Source organism: Micromonospora desertarenae (assembly GCF_056150265.1).
The window spans coordinates 149,479-172,708 of record NZ_JAXCFQ010000013.1 but is presented as its reverse complement, the minus strand read 5'-3'; the positions used below and the strand labels follow the sequence as shown (position 1 = coordinate 172,708).

Here is a 23,230-nt window from a genome sequence, read left to right as displayed (position 1 = left end):
CTCAGGCCAGGACCGGGAGCTGGTGGCTGGAGTTGACGACGACGCCGTCGACGACCGACAGCACGGCGGGGAAGCCCTTGACCCCGAACTCCTTCTCGGCCTGGTCCTCGTTGATGGTCGCCGTGTCGAAGTCGGCCAGGCGGGGCGCCATCTCCACCGTGTCCTCCGGCATGCCGATCATGAACACGAAGGTGTCGTGGCGGTAGCGCCGGGCGTCGGCGGTGAGGGTGTCCAGGAGCGTCTGGCACGGTGGACAGGTGGGGGTCAGCATGACCACCGTGCGCCGGCCGGCGGTCAGGTCGACGTGCGGGAAGCCGGTGACCTCCAGGCCCGGGGCGGGCAGCACCTCGGGGGCGGCCCCGCCGTCGTGGGCGGTGGCGGTCTGCGTCTCCCGGAGCCGCCGGGCGAGGGCCAGGGTCAGGACGAGGTTGAGCACGGCGACCGCCCCGATCACGGCGATGGCGGCGTAGGCGAAACCCGGCATGGGAACTCCTCAGCGAGTCGGCGGGGGGTGGGGGTCGCGCCGACGGCGCGACCCCCGGGGAAGAGCCAGGTCAGCAGACGCCGACCTTCCTGGTGTAGCAGATCGGCGACGACGTCGTGACCGAGCACACGCCGGTGCAGGACAGGGTGCTCCGCCGGTAGTAGCGGAAGTACGAACCGCCCGAGCAGTAGCCGTTGGAGACCGCGCAGCACGACTGGCCGTGCTCCGGCACGCAGGCGCCGGCCACCTCGCGGCCGAGCACCTTGCTGAGCATCGCGTCGCCGACGCGGTTGATGAGCTTGGTCATGGCAGACCTCCTTGGTGGGTGACTGCCATCACTGTGCCGGGTGCCGCTGCGCGCGCCCTGCGCTCCTACTGCGCGCCGGCTGCGCTCCGCCAACGCGTCAGCGATTCGCGCAGGTCGTCGACGTACGCGGAGTCGAAGTGCTCGAAGATCCGCAGCGCCTCCTCGCCCAGCGCGACGGCCCGGTCGTGCCTGCCGAGGGTGGCCTGCGCCCGCGCGAGCAGGTGCAGCGAGTTCGCCAGCGGGAACGGCTGCCCGACGCCGCGCAGCATCGCCACCGAACGCTCCAGCTCCACCACCGCCCGGCCCGCGTCGCCCTCCTCGAGGTGCGCCTTGCCGAGCAGCCGCCGGGAGATCGCCTCGCCCCACTCGTGGCGCAGCTCGTGGAACGCCAGCACCGTACGCCGCAGCAGCCGCCGTGCCGCCTCGCCGTCGCCGGCCGCGAGGTGCGTCGCGGCCAGCGCCTGCTCGGCCGTGGTCACGCTCATCCGGTCGCCGAGCCGGCGCGCGGCGGCCACCGCCTGCCGGAGCTGCTCCACGGCCGGCGGCCACTGCTCGGCGTGCCGGTGCAGCAGCCCGATGGTCTCCCGCGCGAGCGCCTCGCCCCACAGGTCGCCGTCGTCGACGAAGACCCGCAGGGCCGCGGCGCAGGCGTCGAGGGCGAACGGGGAGGTGAGCCGGTACTGCCCGTGCTGCATGCCGAGAGCCAACAGCACGTGCCCGCCGACGCGGCCGACCGGCCAGTGCGCGGCGCACAGCCGCACCATCACCAGCAGCGCGGCGTCCGCCTCCCGCAACCTGCCGAGGTGGCGGCAGCACAGCGAGTAGCCCTGCAGGGCGACGAGGCGGTGCGCCACCCACCGCCCGCGACCGGCCCGCTGCGCGGCGCGCAGCAGCGGCACGGCTTCGGCGTGCCGGTTCAGCGACCGGTACGCCGTGCCCAGGTGCAGCCGCAGCGACATCCGGGTCGCCGACGGCAGCTCGGCGTGGCGGTCGAGCACGGCGCGCAGACAGTCGACCAGCTCGGGCAGGTGTTGGCTGCGCATCATCGCGAAGTTGCCCATCGTGCAGGCCAACCGCCCCGCCAGGTCGACCGCGTCCAGGCCCAGCAGGTCCCGCACCGCCGCGACCAGGTTCTCCCGCTCCGCCTCGAACCAGTCGACGGCGTCCCAGGCGTCCATCGGGGACACCGTGTCGGCGACCGGCAGGGCCTTGCAGGGCAGCGACGCGTCGGCGCGTTCGGCGTACGCGTGCAGCCGCTCGTACCAGGCGACCACCTGGTCGACGGCGACGTCGGTGCGCTCCCGGGCGTGCAGCCGGACCAGGTCGTGCATGCGTACCCGGCCGGTGGGGTCGGCGGTCAGCAGGTGGGCCCGGCACAGCTGCTCCAGCAGCGGCTCGGTGGTCTCGTCCCACATGCCGAAGCTGCCCAGCGACGTCCGGCTGAGCACCCCGAGCAGCCGCGCGGCGGGCGGCGGCAACCGCTCGAACCCGACGGTGAAGCTGCTGCGCACGTCGAGCCCGTCGAGCGACAGTTCGTCGAGGCGGCGCCGCTCGTCGCGGAGCCGGTCGCGCAGCCGCGCCACGGGCATCGCCTCCCGTTCGGCCAGCCGTACGCCGGCGATGCGCAACGCCAGCGGCAGGCGACCGCACAGCTCCACCACGTCGGCGGCCGCCGCGGCCTCCCGGTTGATCCGCTCCACGCCGGCGAGCCCGGCCAGCAGGTCCAGGCCGTCGTCGATCGGCAGGACGTCGAGCGGGACGACCTCGGTGCCCGGCAGCCCGGGCAAAGCCGACGTGCTGGTGATGAGGGCGGTGCTGCCACCGGGCGGCAGCAGCGGGCGCACCTGCGCCGCGTCCGCCGCGCTGTCCAGCATCACCAGCATCGGCTGGTCGGCGAGCACCGACCGGTACAGCGCCGCCCGTTCCTCGGCCGCCACCGGGATGGCCTCGCCGGCCACCCCGAGGGCGCGCAGGAAGGCGCCGAGCACGGTGTCGGGCCGCGCCGGGTCCGGGGTGTTGCCGCGCAGGTCCGCGTAGAGGCACCCGGCCGGGAAGCGATGGCGGCTCTCGTGCGCCGCGCGCAGCGCCAGGGTGGTCTTGCCGGTTCCCGCGAGCCCGGTCACCACGACGACCTGAGCGGCCCCGGCGGCCGGTGGAGTACGCCCCAGCAACGACAGCAGCAGCCCGAGCTCCTTGTCCCGCCCGACGAAGTCGCCGGTGACCCCCGGGAGCTGGTTGGGCCGCACCCACGCGCGCGGGGACGCCTCCTGCTCGCTGCCGAGGATCTCCCGGTGCAGCTGCCGCAGCTGCGGCCCCGGGTCGATGCCGTGCTCCTCGGCGAGCACCCGGGCCCCGGCCCGGTACACGGCGAGCGCCTCCGCCTGCCGCCCGCTGCGGTGCAGGGCCACCATGAGCTGGCCGCGCAGCCGCTCCCGCAGCGGCCGGTCCCGCACCATCGTGGTCAGTTCCGGCACGAGTTCCTGGTGCAGGCCGAGCGACAGCAGCGCCTCGACGCGCAGCTCGACCGCGTGCTCGCGCAGCTCGTGCAGGCGGTCGCGCTCGACGTCGACCAGCCTCGCGTCGACGTCGACGAACGCGTCGTCGCGCCAGCGCGCCAGCGCCCGGTCGAGCAGCTCCACGGCGCAGCGGGCGTCGGTGGCGGCCGCGGCGGCCTGCACGTCGGCGGCGAACTCCGCCGCGTCCACGACCACCGCGGCGGGCAACTGGTAGCCCGGTGACCGGGTGAGGATCAGCTCCGGGGTCGCACGGCGGCGCACGGCGGCGACGATCGCCTGGACCCGGTTGCGCGCTCCCGCGGGTGGGTGGTTCGGCCAGAGGCCGTCGACCAGGCGGTCGACGGAGACGATGCGTCCCTGGTGGGCCGCCAGGCTCGCGACGAACGCCCGCTCCAGCGGGGCGAGGGACACCGTAATCCCGTTGACGCTCAACTCGATCCGTCCGAGGATGCCGATCCGATACCCACGCACCGCGCAAAGCTAGCGCGCTGTCCGCCGGTTCTGCTCGGGCCGGGAGGACGGCTCCGCGGCGAGGAGGGTGGTCCCGATGGCTCTGATGCGCATCCAGCTGGACACCGACCGGGCGACCGCTCGGCGGGTCCTGGCGCTGCATCAGGCCGGCAGGATCCATCGCGAGTCGCGGGACGCCGCTCGGGACGAGGTCTGGCGGCGCGGTCGCACCCCGGCCGGTGAGCCGGTCTTCGTCGGCCTCACCAACGGCCACCCCGTTCGGCTGATCTACGACGTGGAGGTCTACCCGGAAACGACTCCCTGAGCGGCGCGATCGGGTTGGCACCCGGCGGGCCGCGACCGACCGGAGTTGCCGCGGACGATCGGGTCAGGTGGCCGGTGTCGCCTCGCCGATCGCCTGGTCCAGGATCTCCAGGCCGAGGGCCAGTTCCTCGCAGGTGGCGGTGAGCGGCGGCGCGATCCGGAAGGTGCCGCCCATGCCGGGCAGTTGCACCACGTTCATGTGCAGCCCGAGTTCGAGGCAGCGGCGGGTGACCCGGGCGCCGAGCGCGTCCGAGCCCTGCCGCGACTCCCGGTCGTCGACGAGTTCGACCCCCTGCATCAGCCCGCGCCCGCGGACGTCGCCCACGACGTGGTGCCGGTCCCGGATCTCGAGCAGGCCGGCGCGGAGGAAGTCGCCGAGTTCCCGGGCCCGGACCTCCATCCGCTCCCGCTCCAGCACGTCGAGCACGGTGTTGCCGACGGCGGCGACCAGGGGGTCCGACACGTGGGTGGTGTAGAAGAGGTAGCCCCGCTCGTGTGCCCTTCGTTCTATCTCCTCGGTGGTGACCACGGCGGCCAGTGGTAGACCGGCACCCAGCGTCTTGGAGAGCGTGACGATGTCGGGCACGATCCCGTCGCGCTGGAAGGCGTACCAGGTGCCGGTGCGGCACAGCCCGGTCTGCGCCTCGTCGACGATCAGCAGCATGCCGCGCTCGCGGCACCGGCGGGCCAGCGCGGCGAAGTAGCCCGGTGGCGGCTCGATGACGCCGCCGGAGCTGAGGATCGGCTCGACGATGCACGCCGCGAGGCTCCCCGACGACTGGGCGTCGACGAGGGCGAAGCCGTAGTCGAGCTGGCGCTGCCAGTCGAACTCGCCGCCGGGGGTGGTGAAGTCGGGGCGGTAGGGGTTGGGCGCGGGGATCGCGAAGTTCCCCGGCGGGGTGGGCCCGTACCCCTGGTGGCCGGCGCTGTACGTCGCGGCGGCCGCGGCGTGCGTCATGCCGTGCCAGGATCGGGCGAAGGCGACGATCTCGTGCTTGCCCGTCACGAGCTTGGCCATCCGGATGGCCGCCTCGTTCGACTCGGCGCCGGTCGTCAGCAGCAGCGCCTTCTCCAGTGGCTCGGGAAGGGACTCGGCGAGCCGGCGCGCGAGGTCGACGACCGGGCGGGACAGCATCCCGCTGAACAGGTGGTCCAGGCTCGCGATCTGCCGCCGCACCGTCTCCACGATGGCGGGATGACTGTGGCCGAGGATGGCGCTCATCTGACCCGAGGTGAAGTCCAGGATCTGCCGGCCGTCGGCGGTGTAGACGAAGCTCCCGGCCGCCCGCTCGATGATCTCGGGCGTGAACGGGGCGCCGTATCGCACCAGGTGCCGGTCGACGTCGGACCAGAAGTTCGCGGCGGCGGTCCGGTCAGCGGTCAGCGTCATGGGCCTCACGATAGGGCCGGGCGTTGTGCGCGAATAGCTGAAGTTTCTGGCTACGCTGTGCGGAAATCTCGCACAGGGGGATCGGATGCGGCTGAACACGGCACGCCTGGAGATGCTCAGCCTGCTGGACAGCCTCGGCACCGTGCGGGCCGTCGCGGCGGCCCTGCACCTGAGTCCGTCGGCGGTGTCGGCGCAGCTGGCGGTCCTGGAGAAGGAGACCCGCGCCGAACTCCTGCGGCGCTCCGGCCGCCGCGTCCAGCTGACCACCGCCGGGCGCACGCTCGCCCGGCACGCCCGCGTCATCCTCGACCAGCTCAAGGCCGCCGAGGCCGACCTGGCGGGCAGCACCGGGCAACCCGCCGGACCGGTACGCCTCGCGGCCTTCTCCAGCGCCGTCCGCACCATGGTCATCCCCCTCGCCGCGCGGCTGCGGCAGGCGTACCCGCGGATCGACCTGGACGTCACCGAACTCGATCCGCAGGCCAGCCATCCGGCGCTGCGCCGGGGCGACCACGACATCGTCGTGACCGCGGACTTCATCGACGGATCCATGCCGCTGCACCCGGACGTGCGGACCATCCCTCTGCTCACCGACGCCATCGTGCTCGTGGTGCCCCGGTCGCAGGCCTGGGACGCCCCGGCGGAGGTGGCCGACTTCGCCGAGGCCGCCTGGTCCACCGACATGCCCGGTACGTACCTGTCGAGCCTGGTGACGAGCACCTGCCGCAAGGCCGGCTTCGAACCGGTCGTGGCGGGCCGCTTCGCCAGCTACGAACTGCTGCTGGCGCACGTCGAGGCGGGCCTGTCCGTGTCGCTCCTGCCCGAGCTGGCCGTGGACCGCCGCTACCACGTCGCCACCCGGCCGCTGCGCCGGCCGTTGACCCGCCACGTCTACGCGGCCGTGCGCAGCCGGTCGACGCTCACCGCGGCGGGTCAGATCGTCCTGGACGAGCTGCGCGAGCTGGCCAGGAGCACGGCCGTGCCGGCCGCCGGGAGGACGCCGGCGTCAGCGCCCGGCGGCGCGCCGGCGGTAGCGGGTCATCTTGTCGCGGCTGCCGCAGACCGCCATGGCGCACCACCGACGGCTGCCCGCCCGTGAGGTGTCCAGGTAGAGCAGCGTGCACGTGTCGCTGGAGCATTCGCGCAGCCGGCCGGCGTGGGAGCCGCCGAGCAGGTCGACGCCGTCGCGCGCCACGAGCGCCAACAGCGCGCCGGCGGTGGGTTCCACCAGACGCGTCGCCGCGCCGTCGGCCGTGAGCCTTATCGCCGGTGGCGCCTTGGCCGCCCAGCGGTTCACCACATCCACGGCTCGGCGATCCGGCGGTTCCCCGAACACCCGGCCTCGCATCAGCCGGTAGAGGGCCTCGCGCAGTTCCCGGGCACCGCGCAGGGTCGGGGTGGAGACCGGCACGGTGGTGTCGGTCAGACCCGACTCGGTGAACCACCGCGCCAGATCGGCCGGAGCGGGGATGCGTTCGACGCCGGGGTCGCGCCAGCGCAGGCCGTAGGTCGCGGTGAAGTCCACCGAGACCCGCCCGCCGACGAACGGGAAGGCCGCCGCGTTGTGAGACACCGCTTGATGATACCGGCTGAACCGGTAACCCAGATCACTCCACCGGCGCTGTTGCGTTACCTGCTCGATCAGTAACGTCTCGACGCATGAGGATCCTCGTCGTCGGGGCGGGCGCGACCGGAGGCTATTTCGGCGCCCAACTCCAGCAGGCCGGCCGGAACGTCACCTTCCTCGTCCGGCCCGGGCGGGCCGGCGTGCTCCGCGAGCGCGGGCTGCGGATCACCGGCCTGGGGGAGCAGACCGTGCTCACGCCCCGGCTGCTCACCGCCGCCGAGATCGACGGGCACTACGACCTGGTTCTCGTCTCGGTGAAGGCCACCGCGCTGCCGGCGGCGATCGACGACGTCGCCGCCGCGGTCGGCCCGCGTACCACGGTGGTCCCGTTCCTGAACGGCATGGCCCACCTGGACGCGTTGAACGAGCGGTTCGGCGTGGACGCGGTGCTCGGCGGCGTGGTCCGGGTGCTCACCACACTCGACGCCGAGGGGGACATCGTCCGGCTGGGCACCCTGGCCGAGATCGTCGTCGGCGCCCAGCGGGGTGGCCCGTCGCAGCGCGTCGAGCAGGTCGCCGAGGTGCTCTCCGGCGCGGGCTTCGACTGTGCCGTCTCGCCGGACATCCACCGCGCCATGTGGCACAAGTGGGTCTTCATCAGCACCCTCGGCGCCCTCAACACCCTGGTACGCGGCTCGGTGGGCGATGCCGTGGCGGTTGCCGAAGGCGACCGGCTCGGCCCGCAGATCGCGGCCGAGGCGGCGGCCGTCGCCGCGGCGGCCGGCCATCCGCTGCCGAAGCAGGCCCTCGACAGCGTCCGGGCCTTCGTCACCCGGCCCGGCTCGCCCGACACCGCCTCGCTCTACCGGGACCTGGTCGGCGGGCAGCCCACCGAGGCCGAGCAGATCTTCGGCGACCTCACGGCGCGGGCCCGCGCGCTCGGCGTGCCCACGCCGCTGCTGGACGCCACGACGGTGGCCCTGCGCCTGCACGAGCAGCGCCTCCGCGACTAGGGTCACTGTCGCGATCGGCCGGCCCGGAAGACGGATCGACGGCCTCGCGGGCTCTTCACGACGGAACTGGAGGAAGCATGACGGACGCGCCGCCGCGCGGGCTCGAGGAGAGACTGCGGGATACCCGCGCCAAACTGGCGGGCGAGGTCGATCTCTGGGTCGCGACAGCGAGCTCCTCGGGCGGCGTCCACCTCATCCCACTGTCGTACCTCTGGGACGGAGCCACCTTCCTCATCTCCACGCCACGGGCGTCGATCACGGGCCGCAACCTGCTGGCCGACTCCCGGGTGCGGCTCAGCCTCGGGCCGACGCGCGACGTCGTCATCGTCGACGGCACCGCCGAGCCGGTGGACATCGCCGACCTCGGCCCGGAGACGGGCGACGCCTTCGCCACCCGGACCGGCTTCGACCCGCGCCAGCTCGACGAGCCCTACCAGTACTTCCGGATCCGGCCGCGGCGCATCCAGGCCTGGCGGGAGGCGAACGAGCTGGCCGGGCGCGTCCTCATGCGCGACGGCCGCTGGCTCGGCTGACCACCGTCGCGCCGGCACCACCCCCGATCGGGGCGGGTGGTGCCGGCGCGACCGGGGACGGCGCGCCCGTGCCGGCGAGGGCGCTGGTCGGCCCGCTCAGCGGACCCGGTCGTAGACCAGGGCCAGGGTGCCGTGCTCGCCCGCGGCCTGGCTGGCGAGCGTCCACCGCCCGGCGGGTAGGCCGTCGTCGAAGAGGCGCGGCCCGCCGCCGAGGAAGACCGGGAAGACCGTCATCGCCAGCCGGTCGACCATGTCGGCCGCCAGCAGCGCCTTGATGACGCTCGCGCTGGACAGCACGAGGATGTCCCCACCTTCGGTTGCCTTGAGGTCGGCGACCGCCTCGGCGGTCGGCTTGTCGACGACCGTCGTCCGCTCCCACGGCGCCGCGCCAAGGGTGGCGGAGAGGACCACCTTGTCGGTGTCGACGAGCCACTTCGCGAAGCCCTCGTCGCGCGGGTCCGCACCGGCCATGCCGATGACGGTGGGCCAGAAACCGAGGAAGCCCTCGGCGTTGACCCGTCCGAGCAGGGCGGTCGTCGCCGACTCCCAGAGGCTGGTCAGGTGGTCGCGGGCGACGTCGGTGTGGGCGTACGGCATCACCCAGCTCATGTCCTGAGGGTCCCGCGGCCCGGCGTAGTGGCCGTCGAGGGAGAGGGCGATGTTGGTGACGACCCGGCGGCCGACGGTCTGCTCTGTCACTTCGTGCTCCTTGGGTCGGTGCCGATGCCGTCGACGGCGTCGGCGTCGTGCGGGTCCGCGGCGAGTGCCGCCGCGAGCTTGTCGAGGCTCTGGCCGAAGCCGATCTCGATACCGGCGATGAAGTCGGCCGAGTCGACGGTGCTGTCCGTGATTCGCCAGTGGACGTCGAGGTCGGTGCCGGTGTCGGTGGGCTGGAGGCGGAGGTCGACGTGGGCGGTGAAGGCGACGCCGCCGCCGGGAAGCAGGGGGGAGAGCCGGTAGGTGAGGCGCTCACCGGGGCGTACGTCGTCGACGACCCCCTCCGCCCGCCCGGCGACCAGGTCGGCGCCGGCGACGTCCTCGACGTCGCGGTACTCGTGGACGATCCGTCCACCGGGCCGGGCGTCGAAGACGAGCTCGGAGACGCGCAGGTCCTCGGGCGTCCACCAGCGAGCCAGCAGGCCGGCCTCGGTCAGGTGGCGCCAGACCCGCCCGGGGGACGCCGGCAGTGACCGGAGGAACCGGAACGAACGGCCGTCGGCCCAGCCCGACTCCTTCGCGGCGAGCCGCTCCGCCGCCAGGCTCATGCCGTAGCGGTCGTAGGTCGCGAGCGGGCCGCCCGCCCGGTCCGCGCTGTCGGCGAGCCGGCCGAGCGCAGCCGCCACATCTCGCAGCGCACCGGGCCGGAGCGCGTAGATGCGGCGCTGACCGGTGCGCTGCGAGGTGACGACCCCGGCCCGCTCGAGGGTCTGCAGGTGCTTGGTCGTCTGCGGCTGACGTGCCCCGGCGAGCTGGGCGAGGACGCCGACCGGGCGGGGCCGCTCGGCCAGCAGGGTCACGAGCCGCCAGCGGGCCGGGTCGGCCAACGCGGTGAGGAGTGCTTCCACGACAGTGACTATTCCTTGTAAGGAATATTCCTGTCAAGGAATAATTGGGGTGGCCTGCTCCGGCGGAGCCGGCGGCTCGACCGGGCGCCGCCGCCACGCGTGCGGAGCGGAGGGCTCAGGCGAGCACCTCTCGGGCCCGCCTCAGCACCTCGTTGAGCACCCGGGTCGCCGCGGCCACGTCGTCCGGGGGCAGGTCCGCCCAGATCGGGGCGGCACGCTCGGTGGTCTGGGCCTGGATCTCCGAGACGAGCCTCCTGCCGTTGTCGGTCAGCCGTCCGTGGTCGAGCCACCCGGCGGCGGTGAGGCCCCGCACGAGTTCGTCGGCGTCGCGGAAGCGCGCTCGGTCGGCGACCTCCCGGGCCAGCTCGTCGCCACTGGTGATCTGCTGCTCCAGCAGGTGCGCGAGTCGGAGGGTCACCCACTGCGGTTCGGTGAGCCGGTCGCCGAGGATGGCGTTGAGGATGGCGTTGAGGTTCTTCTCGGTCTGTCCGATCAGTTGCGGGCCGAAGGGGGTGTGCATGGTGACCTCCCGGGTAATTTGTTGGTGCGGCCAACGATACAGGACGTTGGCCCGACCAACAATCCCGGTCGTGTGGCCATCGCGAGGTCGACGAGCCGCGCCGCCGCGTACCCCGGTCGGGCGGGCCCTCAGCCGGCCGTCCAGGGGCGGAGCTTGTCGGGATTGAGTACCGCCCAGATGTGCGTGATCCGGTCGCCGGCGACCCGGAACGCGTAGACCGTCACGGTCGTGCCGTCCACCCGGGCCACGAGGCCGGGCTGGCCGTTGACGGTGCGTTCCACGATCGCCATGCGGGGCGGGGGAGCGGCCCGGTCGACGAAGAAGCGGGCGATCTGCTCGGCTCCTTCCACCGGGCGGGGTTCGGCCCGGACGAGTCCGCCGCCGTCCCCGGTAGCGGTGGCGTCCGGGGCCAGCAGGTCGATGAGGCCCGCGATGTCCTTGGCCTCCCAGGCCCGCTTGAAGGCGCGGACGATCTCGGCCTGCCGGGCTGGCGGAGTCGTAGGGGCCCGCGACGCGCGGACGCGCCGGCGGGCCGACGAGGCCAGCTGGCGGCACGCCGCCGGCGTACGGCCGACGATCTCGGCCACTTCCGCGAAGGAGTAGCGGAAGACGTCGTGCAGGATGAACGCGACGCGCTCGGCCGGGGTCATCGACTCGAGCACGACGAGGAAGGCCATGTTGATCGACTCGTCGAGGGTGACCCGGTCGGCCGGGTCGACCCCGGCGTCACCGGGCCGGTCGATCCACTGCGGGTGGTCGGGCAGCGGTTCCGGAAGCCACTGACCCACGTACTGCTCCCGCCGGGCGCGCGCCGAGCCGAGCACGTCGAGGCAGACCCGGCCGGCGACCCTCGTCAGCCAGGCGCCCGGGGACCCGATGGCCTCCCGCTGCCGGGGGGACAGGGCGTACCAGCGGGCGTACGTCTCCTGCACCGCGTCCTCGGCTTCGGCCAGCGACCCGAGGAGCCGGTACGCGAGGCTGATCAGGTGCCGCCGCTCGCGCATGATCGCGGTCAGGCCCGGATCGGACCCGCCCTGTCCCGGCCCGGATGGGGTGGTCATGGTGCTGCCGGCTCCCTCGGTCGCGCTGCCCTCACCGGTACGACGAGACAGCCCACCGAAGTGTCAGGTGGGGCCGCGCCTGACATTCCGCGGGGCTCGGTCGTCGTACCGGTGAACCCGACGCCGTCCCGGAGAGAACCTCTCACGCACCTCGCCTCACCGGCACATCGCGGACCCGGCCGTTCCGGTGGCGTCGAGCCGCCCCGGTCCGTCGCCGGCCAACCCGGCACGGCCGCCGACCAGCCCCGTCTGACCTGGAGAAACCGATCATGGAACCCGTGAACGTCGCCGTCATCTACTACAGCGCCACCGGCACCGTGCACGCCCTGGCCCGCGCCGCCGCCGAGGGCGCGGAGAAGGCCGGTGCCCGGGTACGGCTGCGCAAGGTCGCCGAACTGGCCCCGCCGGAGGCGATCAACGCCAGGCCGGAGTGGGTTCGGCACCGCCAGGACACCGCCGACGTCGCGGAGGCCGGTCTCGACGACCTGGCCTGGGCCGACGTGGTGCTGTTCGGCACCCCCACCCGCTTCGGCAACCTGGCCAGCCAGCTGAAGGCGTTCATCGACACCGCCGGTCCGCTGTGGATGCGGGGCGGCCTCGCCGACAAGGTGTACTCGGCCTTCACCGCCTCGAACACGGCGCACGGCGGACAGGAGTCGACCCTGCTGGCGTTGGGGAACGTCTTCTACCACTGGGGCGGCATCATCGTGCCGCCCGGCTACACCGACCCCATCCAGTTCCGGTCCGGCAATCCCTACGGCACCTCCCACGTGGCCGGCGACGGCCCGCCCGGTGAGGTGGCCCTGGAGGCGGCCCGCCACCAGGCCCGCCGCGCCGTCGACACCGCGGCCGCACTCAAGGCCGGCCGCACCGGCTGAGTCCCCCGGAACGAAGCGGGGCAGACCCGGGTACGCGGGCGCCCGCCGGTGCGACCTGTCCGGCGCCGGCGGCGCGCCCACCACCGCCGCCTGCGCCGGGCCGCCGGTGCCACGGGCCCCGCCCGCGACCCTCGCCGGCCCCGGTCGGCGACCGGAGTACCGGCGGCGTTCAGCCCCGTTGCCGCGCCGGTTCCTCCCGCCCGATCGCCGGCTCCGCCACCTCCCGCCCGCCGCCCCGGCGGCGTGCCAACAGGTCTTCGGCGATGAGCAGTCCGGCCGGGACGAAGCCCAGCAGGAAACCGCTCGGACCGATGAGCAGCGCGCACCCGGCGGCCCAGCCGCCCAGCGCCCAGCCGACGTGGGCGGGTGCGCGCTCGCCCCGCCGTCCCAGTCGCGCCAGCAGCAGACCGAGCAGGACCAGGGGGACGACGCTCCCGGGCAGCGCCCAGAACACGGACAGCGACGCGTCACCGCCCTCGCCCGAGCGCAGCCCGCCGGTGAGCCACTGCTCCCAGTAGGGGTGGGGCAGGAAGACCGCGGCGTGCAGGACGCCGATGCCCGCCAACGTCCATCCGGCGGCGACCGTCAACCGTTGCTTGATCATGCACCCAGCCTGGTCTCCTGCCCGCGGTCCGGCCTCCCCCGGGAGAGCGGCCCGCCTCCCTCGCGGGAGGGAACAGGCGACCCCGGCGCAGGGTGGGCGCGGCTCGGCACCCGGGCCGCGCCCGCCGGCCGCGACGTCAGGCACCCGACGGCGGGCGGGGCGAGCGTCCACGCCGGGCACGGGGCGCGGGGCCCACCAGGCTCACGTTCCGGTTGACCGACGCGTCTACCGTTTAGCTCCCCATTCGTGGACATCGCTACGGGTCGTCGGCTGATCTCCCCGCTGGGAGCCCTCGCGCGGACCGTAGGCCGGACCGGGCTTGCCCCCGGCCGGACGCCGGCGGGAACCCGACCGGGATGAGCGACAGCGTCGGAAGGAGCGACCATTGTTGACCGAGGCCCTGACGGCACTGGCGGCCAACGCCGGGGCGGCCCTGGTCGGGGGCAACCTCGTCTACCACGAGTCCCCCTCCGCCGCGGCCGGCCGACAACACCCCGCACCGCGGCCGGGCCCGGCGGACGACAGCCCCCACGACCCGCGGTGACCGCCGTGGACGGCACCGTCGGCCAACTGGGGCGGATATCGAGCGCGCAGCAGCAGGTGTTCGTCGAGAACGGCTTCGGCTACGGGGTGATCGGCGGGGACCTGCACGTCTTCGGCGACGGCAGACCGGTGTACCTGCTCGGCGAAGCCGGTGGGCGGGCGGGCCTGACCCTGGCGGTGGACGGGCACGGGCTGCCGGCCCAGCCGAGCCACCTGCTCAACGCCCGCCACGCGGTCGTGGACTTCACCGGCCGGCACGGTGAGGTCGGCGACCTGACCGCCTGGCGCGACCGCGCCGCCGCCCGAGCCGTGCGCTGGTTGCACGCCCCGGGCGGCCAGGGCAAGACCCGCCTGGCCAGCCACCTCGCCGGGCTGGCCGCCCGCGACGGGTGGAAGGTGATCGTCGCCGAACACGCGCCGGCCCGGGTGGTCGACGCCGGCGAGCCGACCAGCCACGACCTGCGCGTCGGGGCCGCCCGAGGGTTGCTGGTGGTGGTCGACTACGCCGACCGTTGGCCGCTGGCCCACCTGACGTGGCTCTTCAGCAACACGGTGTTCCACCAGCAGGTGCCGGTGCGGGTGCTGCTCCTCGCGCGCAACGAACACGTCTGGCCCGCCCTGCGCCACGCCCTCGTCCAGGGCGGCTGGCCGTCCGAGGACTGCACCAGCCAGGCGTTGGGCGCGCTGCCGAGCGCCCGCGACGCCCGCGGCACGATGTTCGTCGCCGCCCGGGACTGCTTCGCCCGCCGCTACGGGCTGCCGGACGCGGCGGCGATCGGCGTACCCGACTGGCTGGACCGGGACGAGTTCGGCCTCACCCTCGCCGTGCACATGGCGGCGCTGGTCGCCGTCGACCGCCACGCCCGCCACGCCTACCGGCCGGCGGCGCCGCGTGAGGGCATCACCGCCCTGACCGCCTACCTGCTGGAACGCGAGTACCTGCACTGGCACGCCCTGCACGGCAGCGGTGACCCGTTGACGGGTGGGCGTTCGACGTTCAGCACCACCCCGACCCGGATGCGTCGGACCGTGTTCACCGCCAACCTCACCGGTCCGCTGGGCTACCGGGACGCCAGGGCGGCGCTGGACCGGGTCGGCGTCGGCGGCGACGCCGACCAGGTGCTCACCGACCACACGTTCTGCTACCCGCCGGTCGACCCCCGGACCGTCCTGGAGCCCCTCTATCCCGACCGGCTCGCCGAGGACTTCCTGGCCCTGTGCCTGCCCGGGCACGACACGCCCGGCCACGAGCCGGACGCCTGGACCCAGGACGTCCCCGAGGTGCTGCTCGCCCCACCGGCCGGCGATGGCCACCTGCCGCCGTACGCCGCCCGCGCGATCACGTTCCTCACCGCCGCCAGCGAGCGCTGGCCTCATTTGATCGCCACCCTGGAAGGGCTGGAGCGGCTCCTGCCGGACGATCCGCACGACGCGGCCGGCGACCTGACCGTCGCCGCGGCCGACCTCGCGGACCGTCTCGCGCGGCACCGTCTGCCGACGGTCACCGACCCCGCCGAGCGCGCCGAGCTGCACGACGTCCTGGGTCGCTGGCTGGACCGGGCCAACCGGGAGGAGGCGGCGGCCGAAGCGCTCCGGGAGGCCGTACGGCTGTACCGCTCGGTGGCCGCGACCGATCCGCGCTCCTTCGAGCCCAAGCTGGCCTGGGCGGCGCTGAACCTCGCCCAGGTGCTGGTCAGTCTGAATCTCGTACCCGAGCCGGGCGCCTTCCGGCGCCTGTCGGTCGGCGGTGACGCGCTCCGGCCCGGCCCGGCCCGCCGGGAGGAGGCGCTGGCGGCGCTCCGCGAGGCGGTCGAGATCCTCCGGCGGTTGGCCCGGGACAATCCCGCCGAGCACGAGAAGCACCTCGCCGCGGCGCTCTCGGCGGTCGGCGTCTTCGGGCCGCATCTCGGTGCGGTCGAGGAATCACGGGCCGTCGCCCGCGAGTGCGTCGAGATCGTCAGCCGGCTGGCACGTGACGACCCGGACGAGTACGCGGACGCCGTGCCGCTCATGCTGGCGAACCTCGCGGGCAACCTGGCGACCTCGGAGCCGGAGCAGGCGGCGACGCTCGCCGCCGAGGCGGTCGAGGGCGCCCGCCGGCTGGTGGGCGACCAGCCCGCGGATCCCGAACGGCAGGAGGCGTACCGGTTCGCGCTGCACTTCAGCCTGGTGGTCCAGGCTGGAGTGCTGTTGCGGCTGAGCCGGGCCGAGCCGGCCCTCGCCGTCCTCGACGAGGCGGTCCGAGTCGCCCCGACTCAGCGGGGGGACGACCCGGACGGCAGCGATGCCTGGGCCGAGACGGTCTCCCTGACGCTCGGCCTGCTGTGGGTGCAGGGATCCGAGGACGACGCGGGGGCCGGCCTGGAGGGGGTCATGCACCTGCTCCGCCGCCAGGCGCGCGCCAACCCCACCGCTCACCGGCTGGCGTTGTTCCACGCCTCTCTGGTGCTCGACTACATGCTGCGGCAGTTGGAGCGATGGGACCTCGTCCTGGCCGGGCAGCGCGACCTCATCGATTTCCTCAAGGCCGCGGACGACGCCCTCCGATACGACGTCATCGGCGTGCTGTCCGCCAACGGCGCCGTCCTGGTGATGCTGGGGCGGTGGGACGAGGCGCTGGACGCGATCGGCGAGATCGCTGAGGAACTCCGGCGGGAGGGCACCGCCGCCGGGTTGGAGTACGGTCTGGCCGGAGCGCTGCTGGCGGTGGCCACCAACGGGGCGGGTGTGGCGCCGGACGAGTGGCCCGACAACGCCGGCTACGAGCGGGTGGCCCAGGACGAGACCGTCGCCACGCTGCACCGGATAGCGGCGGCGTACCGGCAGCGGGCCGGCGGCGACCCGCGCGACGCCCATGGCCTCGCCGCCACGCTGAAGATGCTGGCCGAAGCGCTGTGGATCCTGGACCGGCCGTGGGAGTCCCTGGCCGCCGGCAGGGAGGCGGTCGCGGTCCGCCGCCACCTGGCGCGCGACGGATCTCCCGAGCACCACGAGCACCTCGCGCTGGCGTTGCAACGCCACGTCCGGAGGTTGGAGCGGGTCGGGCAGCACTCGGAGGCGGTGGTCGCGGCGGAGGAGGCGGTCGACCTATACGAGCGGCTCGCGCGCGTCGACGCCGCCGCGCACGAGCCGGCTCTCGCCGCGACGCTGCATCTCCTGGCGGTCAACCGCTGGCGGTCGCGCCCGGCGGAGGCTCTGGAACCGGCCCGACGAGCCGTCGAGATCGTCGAGCGGCTGGCGCGGCGCGAACCGGGCGGGCACGAACCGAACCTCGTCAACGCGCTGGGCACGCTCGCCGGGATCCTGCGCGGACTGGGCCGCGAGGAGCAGGCGGACGCCGCGGAGAGCCGGGCGGCCGAGGTACGCGGTCGACTCCCCGCCGGCAGCGACGCGGCCGGCTGAGCCGCAGGAACGACGACCGGACGCCGGCTGCACCCGCTGGCCCCGTGCGGCGGACGCGACGGGTGCCGCTGCCGGTGGCCGCGGTCCCCAGCCGGGTGCCCGCCGCCGTCAGCCGTCCCGGGCCACCTCCCAGGCGGCCCCGACCAGGGACGGGAGGACCTCCGCCGCGGCGCCGCGCAGGTTGACCGCGCAGACCCGGTCGAGCGGGGTCGGCTCCGGGTTGACCTGGACCACGGCCGCGCCCGAGCCGGCCGCGATCCGGGGGATCTCGGCGGCCGGATACACCAGCCCGGAGGTGCCGACCGCCAGCAGCACGTCGCACGCGGCAGCGGCCTCGACCGCGGCGGTCAACGCCGCCTCCGGCAGTGCCTCGCCGAACCACACCACGCCCGGGCGGACGAGCGCCCCGCAGGACGCGCACCGCGGCGGCGGGATCCGGCCGCCGTCGGGCGACGGCGCGGGCCCGCCGTCCGGGGTGCTCCGGAAGGGGTGTCCGGCGGCCGCCACGCAGCGGGGCGCGAAGAGGCTGCCGTGCAGGTGGATCGCGGCCCGGCTGCCGGCCCGTTCGTGCAGGTCGTCGACGTTCTGGGTGACGACGGTGGTGCCGGGGATCCGGGCCTCGATGGTGGCGATGGCCCGATGCCCCGGGTTGGGTTCGGCCTGCCGCACCCGGGTGCGGCGCCATTCGTACCAGCCCCAGACCAGGTCCGGATCGGCGTGGAACGCCGTCGCGGTGGCGAGCCTGCGGGCATCGAACCGCGCCCACAGCCCGGTGAGATCGTCACGGAAGGTGGGCACGCCGCTCTCGGCCGAGATCCCGGCACCGGTGAAGACCACGACCCGGCGGGCGTCCCGGAGGAGCTGGGCTGCGCGGCGCGGCAGAACCTCGTCCATACGCGGAGATCCTGCCAGCAGCGCACGGCGGCCGGCCGGCAGCCCGCGGCGACCGGCCGGCAGCGCACGGCGGCCGGCGGCAGCGCACGGCGACCGGGGGACGGCCGGGCCGGCGAACCGGTCCCGGCCGTCCGCGTCCTACCCGTCGAGCGGCTCGATCCAGATGTTGCGGTACTGGACCGGGTTGCCGTGGTCCTGCAGCCGGATGGCGCCCGTCGCCGGGCCTTCGGGGCGGCTGCCGCCGGTCGGACCGAGGATCTCGACGTCGTCGTGCACCGTGACGCCGTTCCACACCACGGTGACGCGCGGGTTCTCCACCTTGTTGCCGGCCGCGTCGTAGCGGGCCTGCTGGTAGACGATGTCGTACGTCTGCCAGGTCTGCGGCGGCAGCGCCGCGTTCACGTCGGGGGCCTTCTGGGTGTAGATGGCCGCCGCGTCGTTGGTCTTCGGCGGGTCGACGCCGAACGAGTCCAGCACCTGGATCTCGTAGCGGTCCTGCAGGTACACGCCGCTGTTGGCGCGGGCCTGGCCGGTCACGTCCGGCGGGTACAGCGGCAGGTTGAACTCCACGTGCAGGCGGAAGTCGCCGAATGCCTGCACGGTACGCAGGTCGCCGCCGCGCACGGTCATGGCGCCGCCGGCGAGCGTCCACTCGGGTTCGCGGCCGTCGCTGTGCTGCCACTCGGTGAGGTCGCCGCCGTCGAACAGCGTGATGCGCTGCCCGTGCGGGCGGACGGCGAGCACGTCGAGGTTCACGTGCCCGGAGTCGGCGGCCTCCTTGCGGTACTCGACCAGGTTGCGCCCCTTCGCCAGGGGCACCGTGGTGGTGACGGTGGCCCACTCCTTCCAGGTCACCGTGGAGGGGAAGACCGTCTGCTCGACCCGTTTCCCGTTGACGTACAGACTCAGCTGCTTCTCGCCGGAGTACGGGTTCGGTCCGTTGCTGTACCGCATCGCCAGGTCGTACGTGCCGCTCTCGCGCACGTCGACGGAGATGCGGGTCGAGGAACCGTCCTGGGCGAAACCGGCGGCGAAGCCGGCGCCGGAATAGCCGGCGTGGTCGGTGTCCATACCGACTCCGACCGTGCGGCCTTCCTCGGCCTCGAAGAACGTCTGCGGCTGCACCACGCGGCCCGGGATCTCGTTGAGCGTGTACCAGGCCTCAGTGTTCCACAGCTCCTCCCCGTCGGCGGACGAGAACGGGCGCGGCGAGCGCACGTGCACCACGCGGTTCTCCTTCAGGCCCGGGATCCGGAGCTTCACGGTGCGACCGTCCGCCGACAGCTCGGCCTTGGCCACGTCGAGCGTCTCCAGGTCGAGCTTCGGACCGCCGTACTGGCTGGTCGCGCCGTAGCGCCACTGCGTCACCTGGTACGCGTCGGCGAGCTGCCGCGCCGTCTCGGCCGACAGCGGCTCGGTGTACTCCAGCTCGAACCCGACGTGCGACGCCCGCATCCGCTTGACCTCGAAGACCGAGGTGCCGTTGGGGGTGAGCTTCTGCAGGCCGTAGCTGAGCTTGCCCTCCTGGCCCCAGTTGCCGCCGGCGCCGAGGCCGCCCACGTAGAGCGCGCCGTCCGGGCCGAGCGTCACCTCGTTGACGCCGGCCTCCAGGCCCTGCGTGTGCCGGAACACCGCGCCCTGGTACTGGCCCTCGACCCGCTCCAGGAAGACGCGTTGCAGGCCCCCGTAGGTGACGTCGCCGACGACCAGTTGGCCCGCGTACGGCCCCTGCTCGAGCAGCACCGGCGTGGACGGCGAGTTACCGATCTCGTTCTGCGGGAGCCAGACGATGGGGCGCGTCACCGGCTCGTCGTCGAACGGGCCGGCGGGCGTCGTGTAGTGGTTGTAGAAGGCGCCCGGCCGGATCTGGACCAGCTTCGACGCGGGCAGCCAGCCGCCCTGGTTGTCGGTGACGAGGACCTCGCCGCCCGGCCCCCATCCGATGCCGTTGGGCGTGCGCAGCCCACCGGCGACGTAGGTGATCTCGCCGGTCCGGGCGTTCACCTTGATCGCGGTGCCGCGGTTGGGCGCGGGCTGGGGCACCGTGGTGGCGCCACCGTAGTTGATGGCGACGGAGAGATTGAGGTGGAAGTACCCGTCCCGGTAGAGCAGGCCGAACGCGAACTCGTGGAAGTTGCGGCCCCACGGCCAGGTGGCCACGGTCCGGTGGTCGTCCGCCTCGCCGTCGCCGTCGGTGTCGCGCAGGGCGGTCAGCTCGTGCTTCTGGCTGACGTAGACGGTGCCGTCGACCACCGCCACCCCCTGGGGTTCCCGCAGACCCTGGGCGAACCTGCGGTAGGTCACCTCCTCGGGCCCGGTCGTCCCGGTGGCGCCCTCGACCACGTAGATCTCGCCGGTGGCGTTGTCGGTGCCGCCCCAGGTGGAGACGACCAGGTCGCCGTCGGGCCGGAAGGCCATCCCGGTGACCTGTGGCTGGAAGCCGTCGGGGCGCAGGTCGGTGAGGGTGTAGCCCGGGTGCACCCGGTCGAGCGGCAGGCCGTCGCCGGCCGAGTCGGTGGCACCCTCGCAGTACTTCCAGCCGGGCGCGGTGACCCGGACGACGCCGGCGTCGGTGCTCAGCGCGGTGGTCGGCACCAGCTGGAAGCCGTCGGCGCCGGGTGCCCGCCATTCCAGCCGCAGCACCTGGCCGCCGCCGTTCTCGAAGAACTCGACGAACAACGGGTGCAGGCCGGCGCTGAGGGTGACCGACCCCTCCTTCGAGCTCTCGCCGTGCAGGCCGTCGTGGTCCACGACGAGGTGGTCGCCGATCGTCAGGCGGGATCCGTCGTCGCTGGTCAGCCGGAAGGTGTAGACGCCGTCGGCGGGTACGGCGAGGTTGGCGGTGACGTGGCTGATGAAGCGGTCGGAGAGGCCGAACTCGTCGGTGGTGGTCCAGTTGATCTGCGGCATGAGCTTGTCGACGTTCGGGGTCTGCGCGGACTTGAGGGTGCACAGCGCCGACAGCGGGATGCCCATGTCGTACGAGCGCAGGGTGACGCCGGGCTCCTGCGGCGGGACGTCCGCGGCGGCGGGTGCGGCCGTGGCCGGGGTGGGGAGTGCGGCGAGCAGGGTCGCCAGGGCGGCACCCGCGGCTGCCAGCACGGGTCGACGGCGGCGTCGCCGCCGGTTCGGTGCGGTCATGGTTCCTCCTGAGGGAAGGGGTTCCGGCAGGGAAGGAGCCGTGCCACTTTCTCCCCATGACCGGTGGTGCGATCCAGCGGAGCGAAAGATCGATCGCTGACGCTATCACTTTCCATCGATCAAAGGAAACTTTTAAATCTCTGAGTGAAAGTCCGTCCGCAATGGTCCTGAATTGGCGGTTGCGGTCGGCACTGCGGCGCGGGTCGGGGGAGCGGGGACCCCGGATCGGTCGTGGGGGTGTGGTCAGCGACCCGGCCGGCCGCCCCGGAGGGCGGTACTCCGCCGGCCCGCGTCACCCGCCGGGGTGACCGGCCGGAACAGGGCGGCGAGATCGTCGAGGCGGACCACGACGAGCGCGCCCACCACGCCCAGCGGTCCGGCCAGCACCAGGGTCCGGACCGTCACCCCGGGATCGCCGAGCGAGGCGTACGCGCCGACCCCGGCCGCCACGGTGAGCACCAGGTTGCGGGCGAGATGGCGCCGGCCGAACGGGGCCGCCGCGGCTTCACCGAAGCACCGGCAGGACACCTGCCCGCCACGGTGGAGGACCACCGCGACGACCACCGTGAACGCCGCCGACAGCGCCGTCGCCACGGTGAACCCGGCAGTGGTCAGCGCGGCGTCGGGCAGCGGCACCAGCAGCAGGGGCACCATCGCCTCGGCCGCCGCCACCGCCGCCGCGACCGGGACCACCACCGGCGCCGGCAGCAGGTCCATGGCCCGCAGCGAGTCGGCGAACGCCCGGAACGCGCGCCGCCCGCGGAGCTTGCTGGCGGCCGACGCCAGGAAGACCGGCGCGAGCAGGCACCAGCTGAACACCAACAGGTACGACATGCGCTCCCGCTTCCTCTCCGGTGGCTCGTGGGCGGCGTCGGCGGCAGCAGGCGGCACCCGCCGGCGGCCGCTTCCCCCGCGGCCGCTCCGCTACCGTGGTGCGGTGGATCGATCCATTCTGCTGATCACCGCCGGATCGTTCGTGGTGCTCGCGGTCGCCGTGCTGCTGGCGGCGCGCGCCCTGCTCCAGGTGGTCGGGGTCAACGGCGACAGCATGACCCCGACCTACCGGGAGGGCGACCAGCTCCTCGTGCTCCGGCGGGGATTCCGGCGGCGGCTGCGGGTCGGTGCCGTCGTCGTCTGCCTGCCACCGCCCGGCATCAGGATCAAGGCGGGTGACGTCGACGCCGCCACCCAGCTGATGGTCAAGCGGGTGGCGGCGCTGCCGGCAGGGCAGGTCTACGTCCTCGGTGACGCGCCGCGGCACAGTCTCGACTCGCGGGCCTTCGGCGCGCTCCCGGCGGAGCTGGTGCGGGGGGTGGTCATTCGACGGCTGCGGGCCGCGCTGGGGTCATCGCGCGGCGGGCACGACGTCGCGCCCCGCGGACAGGTCGGGTAGCTGGCTGGCGTTGTTGCTCACCCCGGCCACCCGGCCGTCGGTGTCGACCAGGTAGAAGGCGGGGAACGCGGCGACCTGGAAGGCCGACTGGAGCGCCCCGTCGAGCGGCTCGTGGACGACGGCCACCCGGGTGCCCCGCAAACCCAACGCCGCCACGAGTTCGGCGCGCTCGCGGTCGTCGCGCTCCGGCGCCGGGCTCAGCCGGGTGAGGACGACGAGCACGGCCATCGGGGTGGCGAGCGCTTCGGCGAGCGTCGACCGCACCGAGGGAAGCTGCTCCTGGCAGCCGGAACAATCGGGGGCGAGGAAGGCCACCAGGCCGCCGGCGGCGCGCAGCGAGGCGACGGACACCACGTCCCCGCCGGTGGTCGGGGCGGTGAAGTCCGGCACCTGCGCGCCGACCGAGAGGGTCACCGGTGGGCGGGCGCGGGCCAGCTCCTGGGTGTGCTCGCGCAGTTTGCGGATGACGCCGAAGGTGAGCAGCAGGTTCAGCAGCGCGAGGACGGCGAGGACGACGAGGGCGGCGACGACGATGGGCATGGGTTCGCTCCTGAGGGGGATGGGGACCAGCGCGTCGGGGGGGGGGGGCGGGCCCGCCCCCGCCGGGGGCGGGGGGGGGGGGGGCCCGGGGGCGCCCCCCCCCCC

Annotated in this window: 22 protein-coding genes; 8 read left to right on the top strand and 14 right to left on the bottom strand. The window is 74.0% G+C overall.

Going from position 1 to position 23,230, the window contains the following annotated elements; translation table 11 throughout:
* Position 1: 1 nt before the first annotated feature.
* The 3 genes from SM577_RS24880 to SM577_RS24870 form a co-directional block, all read right to left on the bottom strand.
* Complete coding sequence (locus SM577_RS24880) at positions 2-484, bottom strand: thioredoxin domain-containing protein (RefSeq protein WP_302920127.1); 483 nt, start codon at positions 482-484, stop codon at positions 2-4.
* Between the two features lie 70 nt (positions 485-554).
* The gene (locus SM577_RS24875; RefSeq protein ID WP_302920126.1) at positions 555-791 is read right to left on the bottom strand and encodes a hypothetical protein; all 237 of its coding nucleotides are present in this window, start codon (positions 789-791) and stop codon (positions 555-557) included.
* A gap of 65 nt (positions 792-856) precedes the next feature.
* Positions 857-3,778, bottom strand: coding sequence for an AfsR/SARP family transcriptional regulator (locus SM577_RS24870; protein ID WP_474588101.1), 2,922 nt, complete (start codon positions 3,776-3,778; stop codon positions 857-859).
* A gap of 76 nt (positions 3,779-3,854) precedes the next feature.
* Between SM577_RS24870 and SM577_RS24865 the strand changes: the two genes are divergently transcribed.
* The gene (locus SM577_RS24865) at positions 3,855-4,082 is read left to right on the top strand and encodes a hypothetical protein (RefSeq protein WP_302920124.1); all 228 of its coding nucleotides are present in this window, start codon (positions 3,855-3,857) and stop codon (positions 4,080-4,082) included.
* Positions 4,083-4,145: 63 nt separating this feature from the next.
* On the opposite strand, the gene SM577_RS24860 is transcribed toward SM577_RS24865, so the two are convergent.
* A complete protein-coding gene (locus SM577_RS24860; protein ID WP_474588100.1) occupies positions 4,146-5,471 on the bottom strand; it encodes an aspartate aminotransferase family protein in 1,326 nt (441 codons plus the stop codon).
* Between the two features lie 85 nt (positions 5,472-5,556).
* On the opposite strand from SM577_RS24860, the gene SM577_RS24855 reads away from it, so the two are divergent.
* Positions 5,557-6,570 carry a LysR family transcriptional regulator gene (locus SM577_RS24855; protein ID WP_474588099.1) on the top strand — a complete coding sequence of 338 codons (1,014 nt, stop codon included), beginning with the start codon at positions 5,557-5,559 and terminating at the stop codon, positions 6,568-6,570.
* Here the strand turns inward: SM577_RS24855 and SM577_RS24850 are convergent.
* Positions 6,478-7,044 (bottom strand): CGNR zinc finger domain-containing protein, encoded by a 567-nt coding sequence (locus SM577_RS24850; protein ID WP_474588098.1) that lies wholly within the window; start codon positions 7,042-7,044, stop codon positions 6,478-6,480. The two genes, SM577_RS24855 and SM577_RS24850, sit on opposite strands and share 93 nt — an antisense overlap.
* Before the next feature lie 86 nt (positions 7,045-7,130).
* Here SM577_RS24850 and SM577_RS24845 point away from each other — a divergent pair, with 86 nt between their 5' ends.
* Positions 7,131-8,051, top strand: a complete 921-nt coding sequence (locus SM577_RS24845; protein ID WP_474588097.1) for a ketopantoate reductase family protein — start codon at positions 7,131-7,133, stop codon at positions 8,049-8,051.
* Between the two features lie 77 nt (positions 8,052-8,128).
* Positions 8,129-8,584 (top strand): pyridoxamine 5'-phosphate oxidase family protein, encoded by a 456-nt coding sequence (locus SM577_RS24840; RefSeq protein ID WP_474588096.1) that lies wholly within the window; start codon positions 8,129-8,131, stop codon positions 8,582-8,584.
* A gap of 96 nt (positions 8,585-8,680) precedes the next feature.
* Here SM577_RS24840 and SM577_RS24835 read toward each other — a convergent pair whose 3' ends face one another.
* The 4 genes from SM577_RS24835 to sigJ form a co-directional block, all read right to left on the bottom strand.
* Positions 8,681-9,283: a dihydrofolate reductase family protein gene (locus tag SM577_RS24835; RefSeq protein WP_474588095.1), complete on the bottom strand. Its 603-nt coding sequence runs from the start codon at positions 9,281-9,283 to the stop codon at positions 8,681-8,683.
* Complete coding sequence (locus SM577_RS24830) at positions 9,280-10,149, bottom strand: metalloregulator ArsR/SmtB family transcription factor (RefSeq protein ID WP_302920117.1); 870 nt, start codon at positions 10,147-10,149, stop codon at positions 9,280-9,282. Before SM577_RS24830 ends, SM577_RS24835 begins: the two co-directional genes overlap by 4 nt.
* A gap of 115 nt (positions 10,150-10,264) precedes the next feature.
* Entirely contained in the window at positions 10,265-10,669 is a 405-nt protein-coding gene (locus tag SM577_RS24825; protein WP_474588094.1) for a helix-turn-helix domain-containing protein, read from the bottom strand.
* A 128-nt stretch (positions 10,670-10,797) separates the two neighbouring features.
* Positions 10,798-11,730, bottom strand: a complete 933-nt coding sequence (gene sigJ / locus SM577_RS24820) for an RNA polymerase sigma factor SigJ (RefSeq protein WP_474588093.1) — start codon at positions 11,728-11,730, stop codon at positions 10,798-10,800.
* 269 nt (positions 11,731-11,999) lie between these two features.
* Between sigJ and wrbA the strand changes: the two genes are divergently transcribed.
* A complete protein-coding gene (gene wrbA / locus SM577_RS24815; protein WP_302920114.1) occupies positions 12,000-12,608 on the top strand; it encodes an NAD(P)H:quinone oxidoreductase in 609 nt (202 codons plus the stop codon).
* 169 nt (positions 12,609-12,777) lie between these two features.
* Here the strand turns inward: wrbA and SM577_RS24810 are convergent, their stop codons facing one another.
* Positions 12,778-13,212, bottom strand: coding sequence for a DUF6463 family protein (locus SM577_RS24810; RefSeq protein ID WP_474588092.1), 435 nt, complete (start codon positions 13,210-13,212; stop codon positions 12,778-12,780).
* 388 nt (positions 13,213-13,600) lie between these two features.
* Between SM577_RS24810 and SM577_RS24805 the strand changes: the two genes are divergently transcribed.
* Both SM577_RS24805 and SM577_RS24800 read left to right on the top strand, forming a co-directional pair.
* Positions 13,601-13,756 (top strand): hypothetical protein, encoded by a 156-nt coding sequence (locus SM577_RS24805; RefSeq protein ID WP_302920112.1) that lies wholly within the window; start codon positions 13,601-13,603, stop codon positions 13,754-13,756.
* The gene (locus SM577_RS24800) at positions 13,753-17,157 is read left to right on the top strand and encodes a hypothetical protein (protein ID WP_474588091.1); all 3,405 of its coding nucleotides are present in this window, start codon (positions 13,753-13,755) and stop codon (positions 17,155-17,157) included. The genes SM577_RS24805 and SM577_RS24800 overlap by 4 nt, the downstream gene beginning before the upstream one ends.
* Before the next feature lie 108 nt (positions 17,158-17,265).
* Here the strand turns inward: SM577_RS24800 and SM577_RS24795 are convergent, their stop codons facing one another.
* From SM577_RS24795 to SM577_RS24785, 3 genes are all read right to left on the bottom strand, one after another.
* Positions 17,266-18,051, bottom strand: coding sequence for an SIR2 family NAD-dependent protein deacylase (locus tag SM577_RS24795; protein WP_474588090.1), 786 nt, complete (start codon positions 18,049-18,051; stop codon positions 17,266-17,268).
* Between the two features lie 138 nt (positions 18,052-18,189).
* Positions 18,190-21,192, bottom strand: a complete 3,003-nt coding sequence (locus SM577_RS24790) for a 3-keto-alpha-glucoside-1,2-lyase-like domain-containing protein (protein WP_474588089.1) — start codon at positions 21,190-21,192, stop codon at positions 18,190-18,192.
* Positions 21,193-21,435: 243 nt separating this feature from the next.
* Positions 21,436-22,026, bottom strand: a complete 591-nt coding sequence (locus tag SM577_RS24785; protein ID WP_474588088.1) for a MauE/DoxX family redox-associated membrane protein — start codon at positions 22,024-22,026, stop codon at positions 21,436-21,438.
* 103 nt (positions 22,027-22,129) lie between these two features.
* Here SM577_RS24785 and SM577_RS24780 point away from each other — a divergent pair, with 103 nt between their 5' ends.
* On the top strand, positions 22,130-22,585 hold the full coding sequence (locus SM577_RS24780; protein ID WP_474588087.1) for a S26 family signal peptidase: 456 nt from the start codon (positions 22,130-22,132) through the stop codon (positions 22,583-22,585).
* Here the strand turns inward: SM577_RS24780 and SM577_RS24775 are convergent.
* Positions 22,538-23,125, bottom strand: a complete 588-nt coding sequence (locus SM577_RS24775) for a peroxiredoxin family protein (protein WP_302920106.1) — start codon at positions 23,123-23,125, stop codon at positions 22,538-22,540. The genes SM577_RS24780 and SM577_RS24775 overlap by 48 nt on opposite strands.
* Positions 23,126-23,230 lie beyond the last annotated feature (105 nt).